Here is a 25,207-nt window from a genome sequence, read left to right on the forward strand (position 1 = left end):
TTTATTATAGCGAATATATGTAAGTTAAAATTTAATTGAATGTTAATTTTTGTTAAAAAGATCCGATATAGTTGGAGAATTCTATAGTTCGCATATGGGGATTTTAAATCACTTTGTCCAGGTTTACTGCGGGGAGCAATGATCAGGTTCATTCTTTGGAACGTATATATCAAATTCGGGCGCGTTCAGATCCTGGTCTATCGGATAAAACTCCATGTGTGTGAAAGCTTTGTCGTTTAATTTTTCATCCACTGATAGATGTTTCGATAAGTTGCTTACAGGCTTTCGTGCTGCGGATGCCTGGTATGCGTATATGTCAGGGGAGGAACCTGAAAGCTGATCATTCCCGCCGGGAGAGCTTGAGGCAGGATGGCCGTTTCCATCAAAATGCAGAAATCGAATTGTTCTTCGCCGAAATGTTTCGAAATCGCCCACATTCCTCTGTCATCCTTCATGCCGATTATTTCCCGATAGCGCTTCTTCAATTGCAAAATGACCCCGTGCAGCTTTTTCGCTTCGGCTTCTTCAAATGTGACGGTTTTTATAAAGCCGCCTCCGGTAAATCCGGATTTTGCCGTTGGAGTGATTTCCATTGTATCAGCCTCCATTCCTAAATTGATATTTCGATTATTCGATAAACCAAAGGCGAGTCCTCAAAAAAAACAGCCTGTCTTATAGACAGACTGCAGAGTGTTCGATTAACGAACGCCTTTCATAAATTTTTGAATTTTAGGAGAGAGCATAAATAAAATCAATCCTAATACGATAGCTACTCCGCCGATCGTTCCGAAATAGGCGATTTCGGTATTTGTATTGTAATACTTTACGATCTGTGCATTGATGGCTTGTGCCGAAGCGTTTGACAAAAACCAGAGGCTCATCGTCTGCGCGGAGAAAGCAGCAGGAGCAAGCTTTGACGTTGCAGATAAGCCGACTGGGGAGAGGCATAATTCCCCGAGCACGACGATCAAAAAGCTCAGTACGAGCCATATAGGATTAGCAAGCGATTGAGTGCCGTTAATATAGGCAGGGAAAATCATGACGATGAATGACAAGCCGGCCAGAATCAGCCCGAGTGAAAATTTCGTCGGAGTCGACGGCTGGCGGTTCCCGAGACGCATCCAGAGCCACGCGAATACCGGCGCGAGCACGACGATAAACAGCGGGTTTAACGATTGAAACCAAGATGATTGCAATTGCAGCCCCATAAATTCTAAATGAGTCCGTTTGTCTGCATACGTTGCCAAGATATTGGCGCCCTGCTCCTGAATCGCCCAGAACATCATCGATGCGATAAACAGCGGAATATAAGCGATAAGACGGGATTTTTCGTCACTTGTCGTTTTCGAGCTGCAAAACATTACGATGAAATAAACCAAAGGAATCAAGATGCCGAGAATGCTGACAACCATCGTAAACACGTTGATCGTCAAAAGGCCTTTCATAATGAAATAAATGACGATGATCGCGATGATTAAAACACCGAGGCCGAAGCACACGAATACTTTTTTCCGTTCAGCCGGCGTCATCGGATTCGGAACGGCTTGACCTGCTTGTCCGAGGTTTTTCTTTCTCGTCAGCACGTATGTGACAAGTCCGATGAACATTCCGACGGCGGCAAGGCTGAATCCGAGATGATAGTTGTACGTCTGGCCGACTGTGCCGACGATAATCGGCGCAAGGAATCCGCCAAGGTTGATCCCCATGTAGTAGATGCTGTACCCTGAATCGCGGCGGTTATCTTCAGGGCTGTACAGGTCGCCGACAATGCTTGATACGTTCGGCTTTAAAAGGCCTGTCCCGATGATGATCAAAAACATGCTGGCGAAGAAAGCGGGGACGCTGCCAGGGAACGACAAAAGAATGTGTCCGAACATAATGAACACGCCGCCGTAAAATACGGTTCTTCCCGTGCCGAGGAGCCTGTCCGCGATCCAGCCGCCGATGATTCCCGACATATAGACGAGGGAGCCGTAAACGGCCATAATCGAGTTTGCCGTGCTTTCATCAAAGCCGAGGCCGCCTTTGGACACTTGTGTATACAAATAATAGATAAGGATCGCTCTCATGCCGTAGTATGAGAAACGCTCCCAAAATTCAGTGAAAAATAGAGTGAAGAGCCCGCGGGGATGTCCAAAAAACCCCTTTTGCGGAATGTTTTGAATAATTTCATTTTGATGATTAGACATTCGCAATACTCCTTCATTTTTTGAGCTTATTATAAAAATCATATTCTTATATAATGATCGTGTCAATACACCTTAAATTGATTTATCTATTGAATAAGGAAAAAGACCCTGTTGGTAAAGCGCTTTATATAAGGTGAGAAAAAAGATTTTCGGGGAGCGTTTGATATAAAGATTTTTTGATAAAATTTTATCTATTTTTGTACAAGCGAATGTTAATAGAGCGGCATATAGATGAGAGAATAGAAGATTTTTCAAAAGGAGGCTGAATATACCGTGCCAGAGCGGCAAGCCGAGGAAATGACAATGACGGTTGCCGATGTGACAAAATTCGGCGCTGTCGGCGACGGCAATACAGATTGCACAAACGCAATCAACGAATGTCTGAAATGGGCAAAGTCTATGGGCATCCATACAGTATGGATACCGAATGGAACATACTTGATTGATGCGACGCAAAACGGCGATCCCGCATTCCCGTTTCGAAACGCGGGAATCAATGTACCAAGCGGCATTGCAATTCAGATGGATGCCGAAGCGGTCATGCAGGTCAAGCCAAACGGTTCATGGGGCTATTCTGTCTTTTATATAGGCGGTGAATCGAACGTCAAAATATCCGGAGGCGCAATCATCGGAGACAGGGATGATCACACTTACACGCCAACGCCGAGGCCGACGCATGAATGGGGGTTCGGCATCTGCGTCGAGGGAGCGTCACATGTGCTGATCGAAAACGTGAGACTAGTAGATTTTACCGGTGACGGCATCATCATCAGCACCGGCGGTCAAGGCTACAAACCTTCAATGGACGTGACGGTGCGGAATTGCAACATCAGCCGCTCCCGCAGGAACAACATCTCGATCACGGGCTGTGACGGCGTACTGGTTGAAGGGTGCAACATTGAGGATGCAGGGACAGGAAACGGCACGGCCCCGCGGTTCGGCATCGATATCGAAGGTTACAGTGAAGGTTCTGTCGTTTATGAAAAACCCGTCAATGTCATCATTCGAAATAACGTCTTCAAAGGCAATGTAAACAGCGCGGTCGCCAATTTTAACGGAGCCTCTGTGGTAATAGAAGGAAACCGCGCGGACGGCACTATTTCCTATGGATACGGGGCCAAGACGATCATTGCCGGCAACGTTTTGGAAAACAATCCGGATGCGGCGCGGCCGAAAACGGGCATTGCCGGACTGGGAACAGATACTTTGGGGGAAGACCGTGATGCTGTAATTAAAGGAAATTTGATCACCGGCTTTTCGACGGGTATAGATATCCGCGGCAAAAGCGTTCTTGTCTCCGGCAATAAGATAAACGATTTTGAAAATGCGGGGATTTCGGTTTATACGGCATCACAGGTTTTCATTGAAGGGAATGACATCGAAAACGGCGTTCCGGAAAAAAAGAAAAGCGTCGGCTTCAGCGTCACCCAGTCAGACCGCATCACCTTTTCCAATAACACCATTACAAACGTCATCCTTGCGGTAAGAAGCTCGGGCGAAGACGTGCAATTGAAACAAAACGTTATCAAGCTGTTTTCAAGAGGGGTCTGGATCTCACAGGGAAACGCGGTTATCGAAGGCAACTTCATTTCACCGGCCTCGTTTCGAATCGTGCCGGAATCCTATTCATTATCGGTCACAGATCGGGCTTCCGCCGTCATTCAGAATAACACCATCACCGGTTTTAAAAATTTTGCGATCTATTGCTCGACGGAAAAGGAAACGAAAATATTCGGCAATATGATTGAAGATTCTCCTCTTGTCGTGACGATTTATATGACGCTTGGAACGCATGAATTCATCGGCAATACCGTTTCTCTTATCAGAGAGGAAAGGCCGGCCATCATCCTCTACATCAGCCAGTCAACAGGATCCCTCATCATGAACAATACCATCCACAGCCGTTCGGCAGACGGAATCACAGCCATCCAAACCGATGCCTCAACACAATCGAGAATTGTCGGAAACACGGTTGTGAAAGGGACGATTCACAGTCATCAGACAGATGTCGTAAAAGGAAATATAGTCGTGTGAAAAACAAGGCTCCCTTTACGAAGGGAGTCCGTTTTTTTATGTCCTTTTTTTCTTTTTTCTGCCGTTCAAAATCGCCGCTGCCGTAAGAAACAGAAAATAGAAAAGGATGATCACATATTCACCCAGCTCTAAAGTGGTGAACGACATATTATTGACCACCGCCTCATGCAGCGTCATCCCCTGATAAAAATCGAGCGCAATTGAAAACGTCATTAAGCAGATGAACAGCAAAAACCCGACCCCGATGACTTTCATAAACACCACTCTCCGTTTTCCGTTATTTTCTCTGTTTTCACAAAGCGCTATGCGCTTCAGCGGGTATAAATGATCTGTTGTTAGGAAAAATACGAAAAACAAGAAAAAAAGGGGATTCTGACAGCTATGCCATTCTTTTTTAAAGGCCGTTATCAAGCGAAACAAAAACGTGAATCTCTTATGAACGGGGACGAAACGCCGGAAAACGATCATGTTGCAGGCGATGTCCGTTATTCACTTGCTGACAATCTTCATCTTATAAAAGAAAAAACGGGAAACAGCTCAGATATCGTGATCCGCAGGCTGAAGACCGGCGCCGAATCGAAAGTAGAGACAGCCATTGTTTATGTCGGCGGCATTGCGGATGAAAAGACGATTCATGAATTTCTCATTGAATCGATTACGAACTCCGAGAAACTAAATGATAAAGAGACAGGACAGGAAGTCATCAATTGTATTTCCGCCGACTCCGTTTCACTGGGCGGTGTAAAGCAGAAAACGAGCTTTTCAGCGGTACTCAATTCGTTGATGGCCGGAGATACCGTCATTTTTGTGGATCAAACGCAGTGCGCGATAATCGCCAGTACAAAAGGGGGGGAAAAGCGCTCCATTAACGAGCCTGAAAACCAGCGGGCGTTTCGCGGATCGCGCGAAGGGTTTATCGAGTCGCTTGATACAAATATATCGCTTGTCAGAAAAATCATCAAAAATCCAAATCTTTGGGTCGAAAAAATGAACATGGGCAGCGTGACGAAAACCGATGTTGCGATCATGTACATCAACGGGATCTGCAATGAAAAAACGGTGAAGGAAGTCAAAAAAAGGCTCGCAGGAATTGAAATGGACAGCATCCTTGAATCAGGCTATATAGAACAGCTGATTGAGGATGTCCCATTCACGACATTTCCGACGATTTATCATACGGAAAGGCCTGATATGGTCGCTGGCAATCTGCTTGAGGGGAGGGTCGCGATCTTTGTTGACGGAACTCCGTTCGTTTTGCTCGTTCCAGCCGTGTTCATTCAGTTTTTCCAATCTGTCGAAGATTACTATTCGCGTTTTGATATCGCGACATTTATCCGCTTTTTACGGGTTCTCATTTTCTTTATATCTTTGATCGCCCCCGCCGTTTATGTAGGAGCAACGACGTTCCACCAGGAGATGATTCCGACGGAGCTCTTGATCGTCATTGCCGCCCAGCGCGAAATCGTTCCGTTTCCGGCCGTTGTGGAGGCTTTGATCATGGAAATTTCCTTTGAAATATTGCGAGAAGCGGGCATCCGCCTTCCGAAGGCGATCGGGTCTGCTGTGTCGATCGTCGGCGCCATCGTCATCGGACAGGCGGCGGTACAGGCCGGGATCGTCTCCCCTGCAATGGTCATTGTCGTGGCGATTACGGCGATATCGAGCTTTGCGACGCCGGCGTTTGCAATGGCTATTTCCGCTCGGATGATTCGCTTTTTATTCATAATAGCCGCGGCAGCGACAGGGTTTTACGGCATTATTCTCGGATTGATCTTCATGTTTGTCCATTTAAGCAGCATTCGCTCATTTGGTGTTCCTTATATGATGCCGTTTGCCCCGTTTATTCCTAAAAATTGGGGAGACGCGATTTTCCGTACGCCTTGGTGGACACATGAGAAAAGGCCGGAACTGCTTGGCAATGATAATAAGCTCCGCCAGGGGAGCGATCAAAAACCGCAGCCCCCGGACGACCGGGAAATGAAGGTAAAGCAGCCAAAGGGTGATGGAAATGAAACGCAGCATTAAAATGTTGCTGATACTGGCAGCCGTTTTCCTTCTTCAAGGATGCTGGGACAAAAGAGAGCTGACAGACCTGGCGCTGATCTCCGCTCTCGGGGTGGATAAGGGCGAAAATACAAAGTATGAAGCGACGTTTCAGGTTGTCAATCCGATCAGCGTGACGGGCGGTCTCCAAGGCGGCCAAGGGGGAGACCGGCCCCCCATTACAACAATCACTGTGCCCGGCAACAATTTGACCGAAATCAGCCGCCATGCTTCAACTAGTATATCGCGGGAACTGTATTATTCGCATACAAATCTCGTTGTTGTTGATGAAGACCTGGCGAAAGACGAGGGCCTCGTCAAAATACTCGATATACTCGACCGCGACACGAATTTTCGGACGACGTCAACGATCGTTATTGCCCACGGCGCAAAGGCGAAAGATTTGATCAAAGCCCTGACGCCGGTTGATAAAATTCCGGCGAATAAAATCAACAAAACGCTGCAGTTTACAGAGCAGCAATTGGGAGAGCATTTTAAAACAAGCATTCAGGATGTGCTCAAATGCATCACGTCTCAATCGAGGTATCCGGTCATTTCCTCTTTTAAGCTGACCGGCATCAAGAAGAAAGCGCCTAAGATGGAAAGCATTCAGTCTACCGATCCGGCGGCGCAGATTGAAGCAAACGATTTGGCCGTTTTTAAGGAAGGAAAGCTTGCCGATTGGCTTGAAGGGCAGAATGCAAGGAGCGTCTTATGGCTGCGGAATAAGGTGCGTCAATCCTATCTTACGATCGATCTAATGAATAAAAAGGACTCCCTTACATTCGACGTCATTCGGCAAAACACGAAAGTAAAAGCGAAGCTCAAAAATAATCAGCCGGCGATATCCGTATACGTCAATATGGAGGGAGATGTCGGAGAAACGACAGTACCGGTTCTTTTGGACGATCCGAAAGTGCTTAATGAAATCGAAAAAAAAGCGTCAGACAAATTAAAGAAGGAATTGCAGGATGCCGTCAAGCTTGTCCAGCAACGTAAAACCGATGTCCTTCAATTCGGCGATGTCGTGTACAGACGCTACCCCGAGGTATGGAAAAAAATCGAACATCAGTGGGCTGATAAGTATTTTCCCGATTTGGATGTCGAGATCACGGTAAACGCTTATGTCCGAAGAACAGGGTTAAGAAGCAATCCAGGCAATTTGAAAGGAAGCTGACGGGAAGAGAAGGAGGACATGCGAAATGGAAAAGGCAAAAATCAGTGCAAAGCAGCTGTTCGTATTGATCATTTTGTTTGAACTGGGTAGTTCTCTTTTGGTTATCCCCGGACAATCTGCAGAACAGGATGCCTGGATCGCGATATTGGCCGGGACTGCCGGCGGTCTCGTCCTGTTTTTGATGCATCATTATTTTTATCAGTTCGATCCCAAGTCAACGGCTTACGAATCGATGTTTAAGGTTCTCGGAAAACCGATCGGCTGGGCGGTGTCTTTTCTCTATATTATTTATTATGCATATATTGCGGCGAGGATTTTGCGGGATTTTGGCGAAATGGTTTTAACATCTGCTTATCCGAACACACCGCTCCTTTTTGTCAATGGAATGTTAATCGCGGTATGCATTTATACCGTGCGAAAGGGGATTGAAGTGCTTGCCCGTGCAGGCGAGTTTTTATTTGGGATCATGTTTGTGATATCTGCAATAGGCTTCATTTTGATTGTCAGTTCCGGGTTGATCAAACCGTATGAACTAATGCCCGTCCTGGGAAACGGGCCGGGGCCTGTCCTGCATGCCGTGTTTACGCAAACATTGTTTTTTCCATTTGGCGAAATCATCGTATTGACGTTAATCCTTCCATATGTCAATGAGCCGAAAAAAGTCAAAAAAACCGGATTGTCGGCGATCGCCATCAGCGGCTTTCTTTTGGCGCTCAATGTAGCCATCAACATCAGCGTGCTCGGCGTTGATCTCAATAAACGTTCGCGGTTTCCTTTGCTGAGCACGATCCAAACGATACAAGGCGCAGAATTTTTGGACAGACTTGATGTATTTTTCATGCTTGTCCTCGTGACTGGCGGATTCATTAAGATGGGTGTTTTTATATATGCCGTTACTGAAGGGCTTTCTATATTATTCAAATTGAAGAAGCCGTCAAAAGCCGTTCATGTGGTCGGCATCGTCATTTTGCTTTTATCGGCTTCCATTGCCAGCAACATTTCCGAACACATTAAAGAAGGAATCAGTTTTGTCCCTGTATACGTCCATTTGCCGATGCAAATCATTCTGCCGGCTTTGATTTGCCTCATTGCGCTTGCTAAAAAACGCAAAAATAAAAAAAGCGCAAAGCATTGACCCCAACCTTAGGGCACCCCTTACCATAACAAACGAGGTGATTTCATGTGCTCTATTCGGTAAAACAGATGGCGGAAATGGCAAACGTCACGATCAAAACGCTGTATCATTATCACAAAATCGGCCTTCTATATCCATGCAAGGTGACGGAAGCCGGCTATCGCCTGTATGGAAGGAAAGAGCTGGAGCGTCTTCAGGAGATTTTGTTTTATCGGGAGCTGGAATTTCCTCTGAAGGACATTAAACAAATGCTGGATGGCGATGCTGATCGACTGACGGTTTTGAACGGGCAAAAAAAGCTTTTTCTTGCGAAGCAGAAAAGAATGCAGCAGCTCATTCAGACGCTTGAGGAATCGATCAGGCACACCCGGAAAGGAGAAGCTATGGATCAATCGAAAATGTTTAAAGGATTTTCAAGCAGAAAAGAGTGGGAGGATGCGCTAAAGGAGCAGAATCAATATTTGCAGGAGACGTATGATTACGATGTATTGACGGAAAAGCCGGTCAATGTGGAAGAGATGAATGAAAAGGCCGCGGAAGCGAGCCGGTTTATGAGCGGGATGGCAGATGCGCTCAGATCGGGGTTGAAGCACGATCACAGGCAAGTCCGGGAATCGATCAAACGGCACATTGGCTTTTTAGGAATAACGGCGGCCGATTTTAAGATGCAGGCGCGTTTTTTCGTCGAAGACGATTTTCACCGGAGCGTGCTCGAAAACGAGCAAACCGGGCTTTCCTATTACATGCTTGCGGCGGCGGAAGCCTTTGCTGCATAAAAAAGCGGCGGCGTCACTTGAGGACGCCGCCGTTCATATTAGGTGTGAAAGCGGGTATATGCAGGTAACCGCACATGCGGCCGCGGCCTTATCCGGCAGTTTTTCGCTCTTTGACCGTGAAGCCGCCTCTTGATAGTCTGATGTTGACGTCTGACACTTTGGCGATTTGTTCGTCATGGGTGACCATGATCACGCATTTATTTTCTTGATGGGCCAGGTTTTGAAACAGCTTGACGATGTCTTTTGATGTGTCTTCATCCAGATTTCCCGTCGGTTCATCGGCGACGATCAGATCGGAGTCACAGCAGAATGCGCGGACGATCGACACCCGCTGCTGCTGGCCGCCGCTCAGCGTCAGCACTTTTTGCCGCGCTTTTTCTTCGCTGATGCCGACTTTTTCAAGCATGTCCAATGCGTATTGATCTTTGTTTTTGATTTGTGATCCTGAAATCTCCATCGCTGATGTGATGTTTTGCAGAGCCGTCATATAAGGCAGAAGGTTGTACGATTGAAATACGATTGACACATGCTGATTGCGGAAATGGGTGAGCCCCATCTTAGAAATGCTCCGGCCTTTATAGAGTATTTCTCCTTCTTTTGGAACATCAAGCCCCCCGGCGAGGGACAAAAAGGTGGTTTTGCCGGAACCGGAAGTTCCGACAATCGTGTAAAACCGCCCTTGTTTAAATCCGATATTAACGTTTTCAAACAGCGTCTGATCCTGATTTTTATACCAATAACAAACATCTTTAAATTCTAAAATATTGTTCATGATGTTCCCTTCCTTCTATTCTTGTTTTGTTAAAATCGTTTTCGGATGGAACCGCAAAACGGATATCGATGGCAGCAATGTTGCGAATACGGCGATGAGAAGGCCGATGCCGCCAAGCGCCATTAAGTCTCCGAACGATACTTGAATGTTAAGCTGGTCAATGGCTTCGACTTGAGCCGAGCTTTGGCCGAATAAGCCGCCGCCCGGCATACCGCTGCCCGGGCCGGTCATTCCGCTTACAGTCTGGCTGTCCGACGATTGCTCGAACTGCTGGGCCAGGAGCTGATTCCCGATTTGACCCGCGATAAAATTGCCGGTTGATGCCGAGAGGCCGACTGCTATACTTGCGATCATCAAGATTTCGGTCAAAAATTGGCCGATCAGCTTCCAGCGCTTCTCGCCGATCGCCATCAAGACGCCCATTTCATACTTTCTTTCCCTGATCGACATCATGACGATCAAACCGAGTATCACCGCTCCTGCAATCGTGACGAGATAGACGACATTTTTAGAGAATGAAGCTACGTTTTCGATAGGACCGACCATCTGCTGATATAATTGATCGTTTGCATCCAATGTGAATGTGTCTAAATCGGCGCCTGTTTTCTTGGCAGCCGCAATGAAAGAGTCGATATTGGAAGCGTCGTCCATGTTGTAAACGGCTTCGTCGATCGCGTTTTTATAGTCGTCTCCTTTTAAAGCCGATGCGGCTGTATACGGCGTGTAGATTTTGTTGTACGGATTCAAAAATGAGAAGTTTTGCGCCTGGTTGTCACCTGAAGACGTCGTTTTGTAAATTCCTACGATTTTCAATTTGATTGTTGTGTTTTCATCCGTGCTTGCTTTGACTTTGATCGTGTCCCCGACTGTCAAATCGTTTTCTTCGGCTAGGGTTTTTTCGATCACGGCGACTTTTTTATTCACGTCATCCAACGTTAAAGCGCGCCCTTTCGTGATTTTTGACGTGCCGTCAGAAAAATCGTCGACTAAAGATGTGCTTGTAACACCTTCGATCGATACATCAGCCTGCATCATCTTTTGCCCGCCTTGCTCTTTGCCTTCAGGCCCGTCAGACTGCTGTCCGCTGTTTGCATCAGATGAATCAGAATCGCTGCTGCTAGTTTCAATCGGATCGAAATTTTCCGCTAAAGCTGACGTTGATGAGATGAAATTATAGCTTTTGACATGGTCAAGGCTTGCGAGGTTTTTAGCTGATTTGACGGAAACCGGAGTCGATTCAAATCTTTGCTTGTCCCCTGACTTCTGCTGTTTTTTCATCATTTTTTCCCTGTCAACCTTCAGGGTAACGCTGCCTCCCAGCTGTTCTCTTGCCAGTTCACCCGATTTCGTAGCGGCTGACTGGATCGTAAGTCCCGTAAGCACCAAAACGCAAATCATCGTAAAGACAAATAATTGTAAAAGTGTTTTTCCTTTCTTCGCTTTCATGCTCCAAAAGGCGCGTTTGAAAAAATTCATGATCATGTATTCCTCCATATTCATATGTTTATGAATCTCCTAAATTAAAACGTCAGGACTTTAGCCTTACGGATTTCATATTAGCCAGTACTTATGAAAAAATTATGACCAAACTATTGCCGGTCTTTTAAATATTTGCCAAGCAATTGAGAAATAGAGAAGCCATGTGTAAAATGAATCTAACGTTGTCTAGCGGAGGCGCATTTACATGAAAATATTAATGATCGAAGATAATCTAAGCGTATGTACAATGACGGAAATGTTTTTTGCGAAAGAAGGATTTGAGACGGAATTCGCCCATGACGGACTTGAGGGATATAACCGATTTAAATCGGACAAGTGGGATTTGCTGATCATCGATTTGATGCTGCCGTCGATGGACGGCGTCACGATCTGCAAAAAGGTCAGGGAAGAAAGCACCGTGCCGATTATTATGCTGACGGCAAAGGATACGGAATCTGACCAGGTGCTCGGCTTTGAACTCGGCGCCGACGATTATGTGACGAAGCCGTTCAGCCCGCTGGCGCTCGTGGCCAGAATCAAAGCGGTCAGCAGACGGTATCAAAGCACAGAGCAGCAAGCGGCTGCCGCTGATCCGGACATTCTTGAAACCGAATGCTTTCAAATCAACAAAAAAACGAGAGAGGTCTTTTTAAACGGCGAACAAATCAAGAACCTGACTCCTAAGGAATTTGATTTATTGTATTATATGGTGCAAAGCCCGAAACAGGTTTTTTCAAGGGAGCAGCTGCTTGAGCAAGTGTGGGGCTACCAATTTTACGGGGATGAGCGGACCGTTGATGTTCATATTAAACGGCTGAGAAAAAAGCTCGGCAGCGATTCGCGGCCTTTTCTGTACACCGTTTGGGGAGTAGGGTACAAGTTTGATGAGGATTAAGTATATTTATCAGCTGCTGACCAGCCACATCAGTATTTTAATTCTTGCTTTCGCGATCACGGGCGCGGTGTTTTCGCACTTTGTCAAAGATTTCGCCTACCAGAGCAAAGTCAGCGAGCTGACATCCTACGGCTACCGCATCATGGGGGAAATGGAAGAGCATCCTCCCGGAGATCAGCCGATCATGAGGCCTTTTGCCGAAATTTTAAAAAGCAGGCAGATCAATTTCTTTCTTTTCAATGCAAAAAAAGAGGTTTTGATGACTCCTGACCACTTGCGGCCGCGAAAATTGCTGTTGAAAGATGAAGAGTGGAAAGAGCTGAAGGAAGGAAAGCCGGTCGTCGTCAAAACCGACCTGCAGCGCTTTAATCAGGAAGTCTCGGTCGTGGCGCTCCCGAACTTCGTCAACAATGAGTTCCAGGGAGGCATCCTGCTTACGGCTCCGATCAGCGGCACGGAGGAAATGATCAGCCAAATGAACCGGTTTATGCTGTGTACGGCGGCAGGCGTCATCCTGCTTGCTTTCCTTTTAAGCTGGCTGACGTCAAAATTCCACGTCGGCCGCATCCAAAAGCTGCGCGATGCGACGAAAAAGGTGGCGGCGGGCGACTATAACATCCATATCGAAAACCGCAATATGGACGAAATCGGCGATCTCGGCGCAGACTTTAACGTCATGGCACAGAAATTAAAGAGCTCAAGCGAAGAAATCGACCGGCTTGAGAAACGGAGACGGCAGTTTATCACAGATGTGTCCCACGAATTAAAGACGCCACTCACGACGATCAGCGGTTTGGTGGAAGGGCTGAACAGCCAGACCATTCCGGAAAATCAGCAGGGAAAATGCCTGAAGCTGATTACGGAAGAAACGAAACGGCTGATCCGCCTTGTCAACGAAAATCTTGATTACGAGAAAATCCGCTCCAACCAAATCACGCTCAATAAGCTGCATTATCCGCTGATCGAGGTGTTTGAAATCATCAAAGAACAGCTGGCGATTCAAGCGGAGGAGAAAAACGACAAACTGATACTTGACGTAGAGGAGCATGTGATGGTGCATGCGGACTATGACAGGCTGATCCAAATTCTCGTCAACATTACGAAAAACAGCATTCAATTCACAACGAACGGAACCGTTTGGCTGAGAGGATGGGAAGACTACAAGGAAACGGTGATCGAAATCGAGGATACCGGAATCGGCATTGATGAAAAGGATATCGAAAGCATTTGGGACCGTTTTTACAAAGCAGATTTGTCGCGGACGAACACGCCTTATGGAGAGTATGGGCTCGGTCTGTCGATCGTCAGACAGCTCGTTGCCCTTCACCAAGGAACAGTGGAGCTTACGAGCGAGAAAAACAAAGGAACGAAATTTGTGATTCGTCTGCCGCTGACATCGAGGGATGACGAATAAAAAAGGAAGCCGCCTTAATGCAAGGCGGCTTCTTTCTTTTAGTTTTTGATTTTGAATTTCTCGATTAAGTGCTGCAATTCTTCGGCATTTTGCGCGAGGATTTGCGCGGAGGATGCGATTTCTTCCATTGAAGCAAGCTGTTCCTGCGTCGCCGCGCTGACCGTTTGCGTGCTTTCGGCAGCTGATACGGCCACTTCCTGTACGCCTGAAATCGCTGTTTCGATTTCGTTTGTTCCGGCTGTCAGGTTCCTTACTAAATCTGTGACATTGTTGATTTGGGCAACCGCTTCTTTAATCGAATTCTCGATTTTCCGGAACGCGCCCCCTGCTTCATTGACGACGACAAGCCCTTCCTTGACTTCGCCTGTTGCTGAAATGACGGTATTCATCGTCTCTTTTGTATCATTCTGAATGATGGCGATCAATTTTGTGATCTGCTCTGCGGAATGTGCTGACTGCTCGGCAAGCTTTCTGACTTCATCCGCCACGACGGCGAACCCTTTCCCTTGTTCGCCGGCTCTTGCCGCTTCAATTGCCGCGTTTAGCGCCAGCAAATTCGTTTGTTCGGCGATGCTCGTAATCACTTCGGTAATCTTGCCGATTTCATCTGAGCGATCTGACAAATGCTTAAACGCTTCTGACAGTGAGACGACCGTTTCGTTGATCGACGTCATTTGAGCGCCGACTTTTTCGATGGCTTTCGTTCCCGCGATTGACATCTGCGCCGATTCGCCGGCTGTTGAAGCGGCTTTTTCTGCATTGGAGGAAATTCTTCCGGCGAATTCGGTCATCCCTTTAATGATGGTTCTGCTGCTTTCAACGCTTTCTGCCTGCCTTTCAGAGCCTGAGGCAAGTTCCTGGATTGTCGAGGAAATATATTCGCTCGCTTTCGTGCTTTCCTCAGCGCTTGCGCTTAGCTGCTGAGAGGAAGCGGCCACCTGATGGGATGTCTCGCCGACGGTTTCAATAATTGAGCGAACGCCTGCTACCATTTGGTTAAAGGATGCCGTCAGCATGCCCACTTCATCCTTCGATTGATATGTTCCTTCGACGGTAAAATCGCCTTGTTCTGTTTGCGCAAATAATCTCTGAATCTCTTTAATCGGCCTGACGATCAATCTTGTCATCAGGAGGCCGCAAGAGATGGACAGGATAAGGGCTGCGGCAATCACGATGATGAGCAGCATGATAATCGAACCGGCATCTTTCTTATCCTGCTGATAAATCGTTTTCGCATTTTCGGAATTTAATGATTGAATCTCATCAAGCAGCTTATTGACCGACGTTTTTTGCGACTCCACATCTTTTAAGTAGACCGCGTACGCTTCTTTGTTTTTATTTTCTACCGTCAAATTGAGCATGTTCGTGCTGGCGTTTTGCAATTTCGTATATTCTGTTTTAAATGTTTCGTATTTTTCCTTTACGTTTTCCGGCAAATCCAGTTTGTCGATCTGCTCCATTGCGGTTTTGTTATCTTCGTTTTTTTCCTCAATGTTTTTTTGAAGCTGGTCATTGATGCTGTCGTCTTCGGTTACCATCAATTCGAAGTTATTCGCATCTATTTCAAGGCTGTTCGCCCTCAATTTCGCAAATAATTGATTGGGGATTAATTGTCCTTGATAAATGAGCTCAGACCCCTTTGAAATTGCGCTGAGGCCGTTTATGCCCTGAATGCCGACAATTAATAAGGCAATCGCGGAAAGCAGGATGATGATAAACAGTTTACCCCTGATTTTTATATTTTTGAGAAGGTTCATGGCAGTTGCTCCTGTCATTTATTTATTTTATATATCGGGCTTTTTAAAGGGATTTTAAACGGGGGACGGAATATTTTTTGATAACAAAAAAACCCATGAGAAATGGGTTTTTTAGACAATCACTTTTGCGAAAAATTCCTGGTATAAAGCGCGTACCGCCTGTTTTTCCTGAGCTTCTTTGACGCCGAACATCATGCTGACCTCAGATGAGCCCTGGTTGATCATTTCGATGTTGACGCGGGCGTCAGACAGAGCTTTTGCCGCCCTCGCCGTCGTTCCGACGTTGTGGCGCATCGCTTCACCGACGACCATGACCAAGGCAATGTTGTGCTCAACCGTCACTTCATCGGCGTCCAATTCATCCTTGAGGCGCTTAATGACCCGGTTTTCGATCGTATCATCCATCTGATTCTGCCTTAAAATAATCGTCATATCGTCAATGCCTGACGGGATATGTTCGTATGTCAGGCCGTCGTCTTCGAGAATCTGAAGGACGCGTCGTCCGAATCCGATTTCGCGGTTCATCAAATATTTGCTGATGTATATGCTGCAAAAGCCGCTGTCGCTGGCGATGCCGACGACCGGCCCGTTCGTGTTGTCGCGCTTTGTGACGACTCTTGTCCCTTCTGCGGACGGATTGTTCGTATTTTTGATCTGCACCGGTATGTTCGTACGGAAAGCAGGAATTAACGCTTCATCATGAAAGACGGAAAAGCCGGCATAGGACAGCTCTCGCATTTCGCGGTATGTCAGTTCGCGGATCTCTTTCGGATGCGGAACGATTGAAGGATTGACCGTGTAGACGGCATCAACGTCTGTGAAATTTTCGTACAGCTCCGCTTTTAAGCCGTTCGCCAAAATTGAGCCCGTAATATCTGAGCCGCTCCGCGAAAACGTAATCACTTCGCCTTCCTCATTAAAGCCGAAGAATCCGGGAAATACGATGATGCCCGGCTCTTGTCTGAGCTGAAACAGATTATCATACGATTCTGGCAGCACCTGGGCGTTTCCCGGTTCACTCGTTACGAAAAGGCCTGCGTCTTTCGGATTGACATAATGGGCTTCAACTCCCCGATGGCGGAAATAAGCCGCGACCAGTTTGGCGTTATTGTCCTCACCGCTCGCTTTGATCGCATCGATAAAGCGTTCCGGGCTCTGTTTATCGCTTTGAAGCAGGCGGAGCAAATCGGAGCGGATCAGGCCGATGACTTCATTTCCGAGTCCGACTTCCAGCGCAATATCGGCGTACCGTCCGACGATCTCTTCAACCAGCTCAGGCGCTTCCCCATTTGATAAATACCGTTCGGCACAGGCGATAAGCAGATCGGTTACTTTCGTGTCTGCTGTGTGCCGTTTCCCCGGCGCCGATACGACGACAGCTCTCCGCTTTGGATCCTGTGCAACGATGTCAAAAACCTTTTCAAGCTGAGCGCCCGTTGCTAACGAACTGCCGCCAAATTTAACGACCTTCATGTTTTACATCTCCTAAAGTTTAATTTTCACAATAAATTTAATTTTTATTATTACGCTTTTTTGAGGAAGAATCAAGATTTTTCTATCCTGTATGGACAAATGTGTTTTTGAAGAGGACTTTGGAGGGCGGTTTTGCTTTCGTCCAGATCAGAACCATATTGACTATGTCGGAAAAGGTGATAAGATGATGGATGAGCCCTTATTGATAATGATAATCATTAGCGTTTTGGGGCAGGATATGCTTTTTGTCGTGAGGGAGGCGATTCAGCATGAAATTGCGGTATTTACTGCTTCTGCTCATCATTCTTTGTTTCAGTTCAATTTTTATCGGCGTCAAACAACTGTCACCCCTTGATCTATTCAGGTTGAACGAGGATGACATTCAGACGCTGTACATAAGCCGGCTTCCGCGAATGATCAGCATCGTGCTTGCGGGAATGAGCCTGAGCATCTGCGGGCTGATTATGCAGCAGCTGACGCGCAATAAATTCGTCTCGCCGACGACGGCCGGGACGATGGATTGGGCAAGGCTCGGCGTCATCATTTCGATTATGCTGTTTTCTTCAGCGGGCATGGTTGTAAAGATTGTGTTTGCCTGTGCTTTTTCGCTGTTCGGCAGCTTTTTGTTTCTTAAGATTTTGGACAGCGTCAGATTTAAGGACGCGGTGTTTATTCCGCTCGTCGGCTTGATGCTTGGAGGCGTTGTCAGCGCCATTTCCACGTTCATAGCGTATCAGTACAACCTGATTCAAAACGTCAATGCGTGGTTTGAGGGGAATTTCTCGCTTGTCATGAAAGGAAGGTATGAGCTGTTATATTTGAGCATTCCGCTCGTCATCATCGCCTATCTGTTTGCCAATAAATTTACGGTGGCCGGGATGGGCGAGAGCTTCTCCGTCAATCTGGGGCTGAATTATCAGCGGGTGATCAACATCGGCCTGATCATTGTTTCGGTCATCTCGTCGGTCGTCATTTTGACGGTCGGGACGCTTCCTTTCCTCGGACTGATCATTCCGAATATCGTTTCGATTTATCGCGGAGACCATTTGAAAAACAGCCTGCCTCACACGGCGGTTCTAGGCGCCGTCTTTGTCCTGTTTTGTGACATATTGGGCCGGCTGGTCATTTATCCTTATGAAATCTCGGTCGGCCTGATGGTCGGCATCATCGGAAGCGGCGTTTTTCTTTACTTGCTTTTAAGGAGAAAAGCCTATGGATTCTAAACGGAAAATGTTCGTACTTATCATGGCTGCAGCCGTCTGCACCGGCCTGTTTTTGTTTTATGCATTGCCGTCGGTCTGGGAATATGCGCTCCCGCGAAGAATGACCAAAGTATTGGCGATCATCTTAGTCGGCACTGCGATCGGCTATTCATCGATGATCTTCCAAACGATCACAAACAACAGAATTTTAACGCCGGGCATTCTCGGGCTTGATTCGCTTTATGTTTTGCTGCAAACGGCGGTGATTTACTTTTTCGGCGCCGCACAGCTGGCCGAGCTCGGGAAAAACGCGAACTTCCTGATGTCGACGGGGCTGATGGTCTGCTTTTCCTTCGCGCTGTTTGCGCTGATGTTCCGCCGCGGGGGACGGCATATCTTTTTGCTGCTCCTTGTGGGGGTCGTGTTTGGCACGCTGTTCAGAAGCCTGTCTTCCTTTATGCAGATGCTGATCGATCCGAATGAATTTCAGGTTGTGCAGAACAAGATGTTTGCCAGCTTTAACAATGTAAATACGGACATTTTACTGCTCGCTTCGGCCGTCATCATCGCGGTTCTGGCGTATGCATGGCGGTTTCGCCGCATTTTTGACGTGCTGTCGCTCGGGAGGGACCATGCCGTCAACCTTGGAATCGACTATGACCGGACAGTGAAGAAAATGCTGATCATCGTCGCCGTGCTTGTTTCTGTATCAACCGCGCTTGTCGGACCGATTACCTTTTTGGGGCTGCTCGCTGTCAATGTTGCGCGCGAGTTTTTCAAGACGTACAAGCACAGCGTTTTGATTCCGGGAGCGGTGCTTTTCAGCATCATCGCCCTTGTCGGCGGCCAGTTCATCGTTGAAAAGGTGTTCGGTTTAACGGCGACTTTAGTGGTGATCATTGATTTTATCGGCGGGATTTATTTTATTTACCTGCTGCTGAAGGAGCGTAAATGATGATAGAAGTCTCACATGTCACGAAGCAATACGGAGATCAAACCGTTGTGGAAGACGCAGCGGTATCGATCCAAAAAGGAAAGATCACATCCTTTATCGGGCCGAACGGAGCCGGGAAAAGCACGCTGCTTTCCATGGTCAGCAGGCTGATCGCGCCGGACTCCGGAGAGGTTCGGATCGAAGGCAAGGAAATCAGCGCATATAAAAGCAATGACTTGGCCAAAAAAATCAGCATTCTGAAGCAGTCCAACAAGATCGACATCAGGCTCACCGTGAGGGAGCTCGTCAGCTTCGGGAGATTCCCGTATTCGCAGGGGAGGCTGACGAAGGAAGATTGGAAGCACGTCGATCAGGCGATCGATTATATGAAGCTGAAAGATATTGAACATAAACATTTGGATCAATTGAGCGGAGGACAGTGCCAGCGGGCATTCATCGCGATGGTCATCGCGCAGGACACCGATTACATCCTGCTTGATGAGCCGTTGAACAATCTGGATATGAAGCATTCCGTGGAGATTATGAAGCTTCTGAAAAAACTTGTCGTTCAGCACGGCAAAACGATTGTCATTGTCATTCACGATATTAACTTTGCTTCCGTCTACTCCGACCGGATTGTCGCCCTCAAAAACGGGAGGATCGTCAAGGAAGGGCCGACGGAAGACATCATACAAACACCGGTGCTGAAAGAAATTTACGATATGGACATACCTATTCAGCAAATCGGAGATCAAAAAATCTGTGTCTATTTTTCATAAAAAGGATGAGGTGATTGCATTGAAAAAACTATCATTGTTCTTTATGGCTGTGATTGCGGTTTTAGTCATTGCCGCATGCGGAAGCAAGGATGCACAAACCGACGGGAAAAAGGGAGAAACCGTTGCGATCAAACATAAAAGCGGAACAACCGATAATGTACCAAAAAATCCGAAAAAGATCGTCGTCTTCAATTTCGGAATGCTCGACACGCTTGATAAATTGGGGCTCGGCGACCGCGTTGCCGGCCTGCCGAAGCAAAGTCTACCGTCTTACCTGAAACAATACAATGATAAAAAATACGAAAGCGTCGGCGGTCTGAAGGAGCCCGATTTTGAAAAAATTGCGGAGCTTGAGCCCGATTTAATCATCATCGAAGGCAGACAGGCAGACCAATATGATGAATTCAAAAAGATCGCCCCGACGATCGACATCGAGCTCGATCAGAAAAACTACATGGACAGCTTTAAAGAAAACACCGAGATCATCGGAAAAATCTTCGACAAAGAAGGCGCGGTCAAACAAGAGCTCTCCAAAATCGACAGCCAAGTAGAAAAAGTCAGCAAGCTGGCGAAAGAAAAAGGCGGAAAAGGGCTTGTCGTGCTGACGAGCGATAAACAAATCAGCGCCTACGGAAGCGGGTCAAGATTCGGACTGGTTCACGACGTACTCGGCGTTCTGCCTGCCGATAAACAGATTAAAGCTTCGCTTCACGGCCAAAGCGTCTCTTCTGAATATATTTCAGAAAAGAATCCGGACTATCTGTTTGTCATCGACCGGAGCGCGGCCATCGGCGAAAAAGGGACAGCTAAAGAAGTCATCGAAAACGAGATCGTAAAATCGACAAACGCCTATAAAAACGGACACATCACATACCTTGACCCGGGCTACTGGTATTTATCCGGCGGCGGTCTTGAGTCCGTGTCTGAAATGGTGAAAGAAATCGAAAAAGGTTTGAAATAAAAACAAGGCTGCCGGCACCGGCAGCCTTTCTTATTTAAGAAAACACCAGTTCACATGTGAACTGGTGTCAAACATCAACGCGCCGGCTGTCCTTCTTTCTGCACCTTGCGCTTCAGCGTGAAGGAGAGGATGAATCCGGCAAGCGCCAACACGGCGGCGACGATAAAGGCGGAGTTCATTCCGTGAATGACTGCGTTTATCGGATTGGTCGTGCTTGCATTTTTCGTCGAGTTGCTCATGACGGAGATCAAAACGGCTGTACCGATTGATCCGCCGATTTGGCGCATCGTGTTGTTCATCGCGGTTCCGTGGGCGATGAGATGCGGCGGGAGCGCATTGATGCCCGCCGTCGTCAGCGGCATCATGATCATCGACGTTCCGGCCATGCGGATCGTGTAAAGGATGACGATGAAGGTGATCGATGTATCGTCTTTCAGATCCGCAAACGGAATTGAAGTTAACAGCAGGATGGCAAAACCGATAATCGCCAGCCCTTTCCCGCCGATCTTGTCAAAAATTTTGCCGATAATCGGAGACATAATGCCCATTGCGATCGCACCCGGCAGGAGCATCAAGCCTGAATCAAAAGCCGAAATCGATCTGACGTTTTGCGTGTACAGCGGCAAAATCGTTTCTGTTCCAATCATTAAGGCAAACACGATCATCCCAAGCAATGTCGTGAGGCTGAACGTCCATGATTGGAAAACGCGGAATTCGAGAATCGGTCTTTTGATCTTCATTTGTCTCATAATAAAGAAGATCAAGGATACAGCGCCGACTGCAAGAGAAATCAGGACGGTCTGGTCTCCCCAGCCGTCAGACCCGGCGCTGCTGAATCCGTACAACAAACCGCCGAATCCTAAAGTTGACAGGATAATCGAAAGGATATCGAGAGACGTTTCTCTCAGCTTTGTTACGTTTTTCATCAGCATGATGACGAGTATAAGATCAATGACGGCAATCGGCAAAATAATGTAAAATAAGTATCTCCAAGTAAAGCTGTCAACGATCCAGCCTGACAATGTCGGGCCGATGGCAGGGGCAAAGGCGATAACCAATCCGACCATTCCCATCGCAGCCCCGCGTTTGTCAACAGGGAAAATCGTTAAAAAGATCGTTTGCATAAGCGGCATCATAATCCCTGCACCTGCGGCCTGAATGATGCGCGCAGCCAAGAGAACCGGGAAATTGGGTGCGAACGCGCCGACGACCGTTCCCGCTGTAAAGATTGCCATTGCGGTGATGACGAGGGCGCGGCTTGAGAATTTTTCAATTAAAAATGCGGTAATCGGGATCAGGATGCCGTTCGTCAGCATAAATGCCGTCGTCAGCCATTGTCCCTGTGTCGCATCTATGTTCAAATCTGCCATGATATGAGGCAGTGCGGTGACCAAAAGCGTCTGATTCAAAATCGCAATAAACGCTCCGGCTATAAGTAAACCTACGATGATTTTTCTGTTATACGTCTGGTGTTCCGTTTCTGTGCTCATGTGTTATCCCTCTTATTCTGTTATACATATCGTTTTGATTTGTGAAATGGAGTGTTGCAGTCTTTCAATTTGTCCCAGGTAATCAAGGAGAGCCTGAATTAAAAATGAGCGCTGCTCTTTGGTGAATAATTCCTCTTTCAGCAATTCGGCGGCAGACTGCAGTTCATCGACATCATATTCCTCTTTTGAAAGCGAACCAATCGCCTCCTTCAGCTTCTGCAAGTGGCCGGATAAGAGTTCTTCCTTATTAGGCATCCGGCATGACGTCGAATTTCTAAAGGAAGCGATAATGTCTTCATTTAATGAGGTGCTCGGATCGCCGGCCTTTTTTTTCTCAACGACCAGATCCATCACCATCATAATAAAGCTTGGGATCGTCTCAATATCCGGCTGCGTGTTCTTGATGATAGACAGAAAAAGAAATTCTCTCATCAGACCGTGGAAAATGATGACGAGATCCCATATAAACGGCTTCACGTCTTCTCCGTACGCTTGGAGGATCGAATCTCTGTGCCAGCAGATGATCATTGACCTCGTCTGTTTGAGATGTTCCTTGAAGACTGCTGTATGCGGAGATGTATCATTGGAAATGAAATTGATAAATTGGCGGTTTTCTCTGAACTCTGTAATCTCCAGAGCGATTTTCCTGGCAAATTTCTCTTTTGGCGTCAGCGCGGATTCTGCGTTCAGCATCGCACCTCTTTTCAGCATTTCCTGCTGGTTGTATTTGATTAGTGCCAGCAAAAGGTCTTCCTTTGATTGAAACAATTTATAAATCGAAGCTTTTGACACCTTGCATTCCTCGGCGATCGCCTGCATAGAAACATTCGAATAGCCTTTTTGGGCAAACAGTTTTTTGGCAGCTGTTAAAATGTCTGCTTTTTTATCCTTCATCCTGACTCCTTCTTTCACAAACGATAAAACTCATGAGTCACGAAAAAACCCATGAGTTTTCATAAACGAAATATTAGCAGAAGCGCTCCCGCCTCGTCAATGATTTTGTTTCACTTTTTTGGCGGATGGATCCATTCTGCCGCATCATCATAGGAAAGAACGCCTTCTGTCATGTGCCGGAAGCTTCCGCGGCTGATGATCTCTTCGCCGATCGTTTTCAGCAAGGTCAGGCTGGCCCTGAAAGGTCCTGATCCCAGGCTGATTCTTTCGATTCCCATGTCGGAAAGGAGCTTGACCGAAGGGGTGCCGGAACCCGCCAGCACATTGAGCGGACCGGAAATGCCATTCCTTAGTTGATGAATGGTTTGCGTGTCAACAGCTCCGGGGACGAATATGCAGTCTGCACCGGCTTCCCTGTAGATGTTTGCCCGCCGGGCGGCCGACTGTAGGCGGAAGGCGGGATTGCAATGCTTGAGCCAGTACAAATCGGTGCGTGCATTAATAAAAAGGGGGAGGTCAAGCTTTTTCACCGCAGCGATTTTTTCCGCCTGCCATGAAGCGTCGCTTAAAGGTTGTTCGGGATTCCCTGTTCCGTCTTCAATATTGATTCCGACGACACCTGTTTTAGCGATTTTTTGGACGTTTTCGCTGATTTCTTCGGGGAACGCGCCGTAGCCTGCTTCAATATCAGCGCTGACGGGGACAGCGACCGAACATGCAATGTTTGTGAGGACATCAAGCAATGTTTCAAAAGGGAGGTGTTCCCCGTCTTTGTAGCCTAACGACATGGCGATCCCGGCGCTGGTCGTCCCGACGGCTTTAAAGCCTGTTCTTTCAAAAACGGCAGCGCTCCCTGCATCCCACGCATTCGGCAGAACAAAAGGGGCTGATTGATGATGGAGATGTTGAAAAGTCTCGAACTTTTTTAGCTGTTTCATTTATTTCACTCCTTTTTAAACACATTGTAGATCGTATATCCTTCGATGTTCATCGAAATGTGGAGTGAAAAAAAGGCTATCGATTGACGATAGCCTTAGGGAAGATCCCTATTCAAGCTTAAATCCTTGCTTTTCAAGCATTTCCCGTATATGCGGATAATAGACGCGGCTGTAATATGAGGAAATGCCTTCTGACCAGTTTCTTGAATCCGCTCCATTGGTCCGTTTTTGCATGTATTCGGATATGACTTCATCGTACTCGTCGATCAAAGGCTTTAGATCATGGTTGTAGGTTTCGCTGTGCCTTACCGCTTGTTCAGGGAGGCGCGGCTTTTTCGCGGAGCGGTCCGCCGGATGGCCGACGACAAGCCCTGCAACGGGGAATACATATTCCGGAATGTCGAGAAGCTCAATCAGCTCTTCGGCGCGGCCGCGGACTGCCCCGATCGGTACGGTGCCGAGCCCCATCGATTCAGCGGCAGCAGTAGCCGTTCCGAGGGCGATGCCGGCATCGACTGCCCCGACGAGAACAGATTCGGTTCCGTCCGTAATCGCAAGCGGCTGTCCGTTTTTTTCAAGGGCGATTTTGGCTCTGTTGAAATCCGCGCAGAATAAAAGAAAAACGGGAGCCTCTTCGATCCATTTCTGTCCTCCGGCAAGCTCGGCGATTTTTTGTTTCCGCTTTTGATCCTGAACCGTAATGACGGTGACCTGCTGTCCGTTGATCGAAGTCGGTGCGGCTTGGACAGCCTGGATGATGGCGTCAAGCTGTTCAGGGCTTACAGGCTCATCGGTATAGCTGCGGATTGACCTGTGATCTGTCAATGTTTTCATCACTTCATTCATTTGACTCTCCGTCCTTTCC

At 47.2% G+C, this 25,207-nt stretch carries 22 protein-coding genes; 11 read left to right on the top strand and 11 right to left on the bottom strand.

All coding sequences use genetic code 11. From position 1 onward, the window contains the following. Nucleotides 1-275 precede the first annotated feature (275 nt). On the bottom strand, nucleotides 276-593 hold the full coding sequence (locus AB447_RS01390) for a hypothetical protein (RefSeq protein ID WP_048355413.1): 318 nt from the start codon (nucleotides 591-593) through the stop codon (nucleotides 276-278). A 105-nt stretch (nucleotides 594-698) separates the two neighbouring features. Beyond that, complete coding sequence (locus tag AB447_RS01395) at nucleotides 699-2,189, bottom strand: peptide MFS transporter (RefSeq protein ID WP_048355412.1); 1,491 nt, start codon at nucleotides 2,187-2,189, stop codon at nucleotides 699-701. A gap of 297 nt (nucleotides 2,190-2,486) precedes the next feature. Between AB447_RS01395 and AB447_RS01400 the strand changes: the two genes are divergently transcribed. Then, entirely contained in the window at nucleotides 2,487-4,223 is a 1,737-nt protein-coding gene (locus AB447_RS01400; RefSeq protein WP_048355445.1) for a right-handed parallel beta-helix repeat-containing protein, read from the top strand. Between the two features lie 36 nt (nucleotides 4,224-4,259). Here the strand turns inward: AB447_RS01400 and AB447_RS01405 are convergent, their stop codons facing one another. Continuing rightward, entirely contained in the window at nucleotides 4,260-4,478 is a 219-nt protein-coding gene (locus tag AB447_RS01405) for a YczF family membrane protein (RefSeq protein ID WP_048355444.1), read from the bottom strand. A 126-nt stretch (nucleotides 4,479-4,604) separates the two neighbouring features. Here AB447_RS01405 and AB447_RS01410 point away from each other — a divergent pair, with 126 nt between their 5' ends. The 4 genes from AB447_RS01410 to AB447_RS01425 are packed head-to-tail and all read left to right on the top strand — an operon-like array spanning nucleotide 4,605 to nucleotide 9,354. Then, nucleotides 4,605-6,248 (top strand): spore germination protein, encoded by a 1,644-nt coding sequence (locus tag AB447_RS01410; protein WP_048355411.1) that lies wholly within the window; start codon nucleotides 4,605-4,607, stop codon nucleotides 6,246-6,248. Beyond that, nucleotides 6,232-7,443 (top strand): Ger(x)C family spore germination protein, encoded by a 1,212-nt coding sequence (locus tag AB447_RS01415; RefSeq protein WP_048355410.1) that lies wholly within the window; start codon nucleotides 6,232-6,234, stop codon nucleotides 7,441-7,443. The genes AB447_RS01410 and AB447_RS01415 overlap by 17 nt, the downstream gene beginning before the upstream one ends. Nucleotides 7,444-7,468: 25 nt before the next feature. Further along, nucleotides 7,469-8,578: a GerAB/ArcD/ProY family transporter gene (locus tag AB447_RS01420; protein WP_048355409.1), complete on the top strand. Its 1,110-nt coding sequence runs from the start codon at nucleotides 7,469-7,471 to the stop codon at nucleotides 8,576-8,578. A 47-nt stretch (nucleotides 8,579-8,625) separates the two neighbouring features. Next, the gene (locus AB447_RS01425) at nucleotides 8,626-9,354 is read left to right on the top strand and encodes a MerR family transcriptional regulator (RefSeq protein ID WP_057957403.1); all 729 of its coding nucleotides are present in this window, start codon (nucleotides 8,626-8,628) and stop codon (nucleotides 9,352-9,354) included. Nucleotides 9,355-9,442: 88 nt separating this feature from the next. Here the strand turns inward: AB447_RS01425 and AB447_RS01430 are convergent, their stop codons facing one another. Next, nucleotides 9,443-10,126 carry an ABC transporter ATP-binding protein gene (locus tag AB447_RS01430; RefSeq protein WP_048355408.1) on the bottom strand — a complete coding sequence of 228 codons (684 nt, stop codon included), beginning with the start codon at nucleotides 10,124-10,126 and terminating at the stop codon, nucleotides 9,443-9,445. Between the two features lie 15 nt (nucleotides 10,127-10,141). Further along, nucleotides 10,142-11,602 (bottom strand): ABC transporter permease, encoded by a 1,461-nt coding sequence (locus AB447_RS01435; RefSeq protein ID WP_057957414.1) that lies wholly within the window; start codon nucleotides 11,600-11,602, stop codon nucleotides 10,142-10,144. A gap of 208 nt (nucleotides 11,603-11,810) precedes the next feature. Between AB447_RS01435 and AB447_RS01440 the strand changes: the two genes are divergently transcribed. Next, nucleotides 11,811-12,500 (top strand): response regulator transcription factor, encoded by a 690-nt coding sequence (locus tag AB447_RS01440; protein ID WP_048355407.1) that lies wholly within the window; start codon nucleotides 11,811-11,813, stop codon nucleotides 12,498-12,500. Further along, on the top strand, nucleotides 12,490-13,914 hold the full coding sequence (locus AB447_RS01445; RefSeq protein ID WP_048355406.1) for a sensor histidine kinase: 1,425 nt from the start codon (nucleotides 12,490-12,492) through the stop codon (nucleotides 13,912-13,914). Before AB447_RS01440 ends, AB447_RS01445 begins: the two co-directional genes overlap by 11 nt. 38 nt (nucleotides 13,915-13,952) lie before the next feature. On the opposite strand, the gene AB447_RS01450 is transcribed toward AB447_RS01445, so the two are convergent. Further along, a complete protein-coding gene (locus tag AB447_RS01450; protein WP_048355405.1) occupies nucleotides 13,953-15,671 on the bottom strand; it encodes a methyl-accepting chemotaxis protein in 1,719 nt (572 codons plus the stop codon). Between the two features lie 111 nt (nucleotides 15,672-15,782). Further along, nucleotides 15,783-17,144 carry an aspartate kinase gene (locus AB447_RS01455; RefSeq protein WP_048355404.1) on the bottom strand — a complete coding sequence of 454 codons (1,362 nt, stop codon included), beginning with the start codon at nucleotides 17,142-17,144 and terminating at the stop codon, nucleotides 15,783-15,785. Between the two features lie 269 nt (nucleotides 17,145-17,413). On the opposite strand from AB447_RS01455, the gene AB447_RS01460 reads away from it, so the two are divergent. From AB447_RS01460 to AB447_RS01475, 4 genes are read left to right on the top strand one after another with little or no spacing between them, the layout of a single operon-like run. Then, on the top strand, nucleotides 17,414-18,367 hold the full coding sequence (locus AB447_RS01460) for an ABC transporter permease (RefSeq protein ID WP_048405893.1): 954 nt from the start codon (nucleotides 17,414-17,416) through the stop codon (nucleotides 18,365-18,367). Further along, nucleotides 18,357-19,301, top strand: coding sequence for an iron chelate uptake ABC transporter family permease subunit (locus tag AB447_RS01465; RefSeq protein WP_057957404.1), 945 nt, complete (start codon nucleotides 18,357-18,359; stop codon nucleotides 19,299-19,301). The genes AB447_RS01460 and AB447_RS01465 overlap by 11 nt, the downstream gene beginning before the upstream one ends. Next, complete coding sequence (locus AB447_RS01470) at nucleotides 19,301-20,059, top strand: iron ABC transporter ATP-binding protein (protein WP_048355402.1); 759 nt, start codon at nucleotides 19,301-19,303, stop codon at nucleotides 20,057-20,059. Before AB447_RS01465 ends, AB447_RS01470 begins: the two co-directional genes overlap by 1 nt. Nucleotides 20,060-20,078: 19 nt before the next feature. After that, entirely contained in the window at nucleotides 20,079-21,020 is a 942-nt protein-coding gene (locus AB447_RS01475) for a siderophore ABC transporter substrate-binding protein (protein WP_048355443.1), read from the top strand. Nucleotides 21,021-21,094: 74 nt separating this feature from the next. Here the strand turns inward: AB447_RS01475 and AB447_RS01480 are convergent, their stop codons facing one another. The 4 genes from AB447_RS01480 to AB447_RS01495 all read right to left on the bottom strand — a co-directional run bounded on the left by AB447_RS01480 (nucleotide 21,095) and on the right by AB447_RS01495 (nucleotide 25,188). Then, nucleotides 21,095-22,510: an MDR family MFS transporter gene (locus AB447_RS01480; protein WP_048355401.1), complete on the bottom strand. Its 1,416-nt coding sequence runs from the start codon at nucleotides 22,508-22,510 to the stop codon at nucleotides 21,095-21,097. Nucleotides 22,511-22,522: 12 nt separating this feature from the next. After that, nucleotides 22,523-23,404 (bottom strand): TetR/AcrR family transcriptional regulator, encoded by an 882-nt coding sequence (locus tag AB447_RS01485; RefSeq protein ID WP_048355400.1) that lies wholly within the window; start codon nucleotides 23,402-23,404, stop codon nucleotides 22,523-22,525. A 110-nt stretch (nucleotides 23,405-23,514) separates the two neighbouring features. Next, entirely contained in the window at nucleotides 23,515-24,342 is an 828-nt protein-coding gene (locus AB447_RS01490; protein WP_057957405.1) for an isocitrate lyase/PEP mutase family protein, read from the bottom strand. Nucleotides 24,343-24,450: 108 nt separating this feature from the next. After that, complete coding sequence (locus tag AB447_RS01495) at nucleotides 24,451-25,188, bottom strand: NADPH-dependent oxidoreductase (RefSeq protein ID WP_048355398.1); 738 nt, start codon at nucleotides 25,186-25,188, stop codon at nucleotides 24,451-24,453. Between the last annotated feature and the right edge of the window lie 19 nt (nucleotides 25,189-25,207).

It is taken from the genome of Bacillus glycinifermentans, assembly GCF_001042475.2.
In the GTDB taxonomy this organism is placed as follows: domain Bacteria; phylum Bacillota; class Bacilli; order Bacillales; family Bacillaceae; genus Bacillus; species Bacillus glycinifermentans.

What these genes read in the sequence shown, in the direction of transcription:
- AB447_RS01390 (WP_048355413.1), bottom strand. Translation starts at nt 593, where the DNA reads ATGGAAATCACTCCAACGGCAAAATCCGGATTTACCGGAGGCGGCTTT.
- AB447_RS01395 (WP_048355412.1), bottom strand. Translation starts at nt 2,189, where the DNA reads ATGTCTAATCATCAAAATGAAATTATTCAAAACATTCCGCAAAAGGGG.
- AB447_RS01400 (WP_048355445.1), top strand. Translation starts at nt 2,487, where the DNA reads ATGACAATGACGGTTGCCGATGTGACAAAATTCGGCGCTGTCGGCGAC.
- AB447_RS01405 (WP_048355444.1), bottom strand. Translation starts at nt 4,478, where the DNA reads ATGAAAGTCATCGGGGTCGGGTTTTTGCTGTTCATCTGCTTAATGACG.
- AB447_RS01410 (WP_048355411.1), top strand. Translation starts at nt 4,605, where the DNA reads ATGCCATTCTTTTTTAAAGGCCGTTATCAAGCGAAACAAAAACGTGAA.
- AB447_RS01415 (WP_048355410.1), top strand. Translation starts at nt 6,232, where the DNA reads ATGAAACGCAGCATTAAAATGTTGCTGATACTGGCAGCCGTTTTCCTT.
- AB447_RS01420 (WP_048355409.1), top strand. Translation starts at nt 7,469, where the DNA reads ATGGAAAAGGCAAAAATCAGTGCAAAGCAGCTGTTCGTATTGATCATT.
- AB447_RS01430 (WP_048355408.1), bottom strand. Translation starts at nt 10,126, where the DNA reads ATGAACAATATTTTAGAATTTAAAGATGTTTGTTATTGGTATAAAAAT.
- AB447_RS01435 (WP_057957414.1), bottom strand. Translation starts at nt 11,602, where the DNA reads ATGAATTTTTTCAAACGCGCCTTTTGGAGCATGAAAGCGAAGAAAGGA.
- AB447_RS01440 (WP_048355407.1), top strand. Translation starts at nt 11,811, where the DNA reads ATGAAAATATTAATGATCGAAGATAATCTAAGCGTATGTACAATGACG.
- AB447_RS01445 (WP_048355406.1), top strand. Translation starts at nt 12,490, where the DNA reads ATGAGGATTAAGTATATTTATCAGCTGCTGACCAGCCACATCAGTATT.
- AB447_RS01450 (WP_048355405.1), bottom strand. Translation starts at nt 15,671, where the DNA reads ATGAACCTTCTCAAAAATATAAAAATCAGGGGTAAACTGTTTATCATC.
- AB447_RS01455 (WP_048355404.1), bottom strand. Translation starts at nt 17,144, where the DNA reads ATGAAGGTCGTTAAATTTGGCGGCAGTTCGTTAGCAACGGGCGCTCAG.
- AB447_RS01460 (WP_048405893.1), top strand. Translation starts at nt 17,414, where the DNA reads ATGAAATTGCGGTATTTACTGCTTCTGCTCATCATTCTTTGTTTCAGT.
- AB447_RS01465 (WP_057957404.1), top strand. Translation starts at nt 18,357, where the DNA reads ATGGATTCTAAACGGAAAATGTTCGTACTTATCATGGCTGCAGCCGTC.
- AB447_RS01470 (WP_048355402.1), top strand. Translation starts at nt 19,301, where the DNA reads ATGATAGAAGTCTCACATGTCACGAAGCAATACGGAGATCAAACCGTT.
- AB447_RS01480 (WP_048355401.1), bottom strand. Translation starts at nt 22,510, where the DNA reads ATGAGCACAGAAACGGAACACCAGACGTATAACAGAAAAATCATCGTA.
- AB447_RS01485 (WP_048355400.1), bottom strand. Translation starts at nt 23,404, where the DNA reads ATGAAGGATAAAAAAGCAGACATTTTAACAGCTGCCAAAAAACTGTTT.
- AB447_RS01490 (WP_057957405.1), bottom strand. Translation starts at nt 24,342, where the DNA reads ATGAAACAGCTAAAAAAGTTCGAGACTTTTCAACATCTCCATCATCAA.
- AB447_RS01495 (WP_048355398.1), bottom strand. Translation starts at nt 25,188, where the DNA reads ATGAATGAAGTGATGAAAACATTGACAGATCACAGGTCAATCCGCAGC.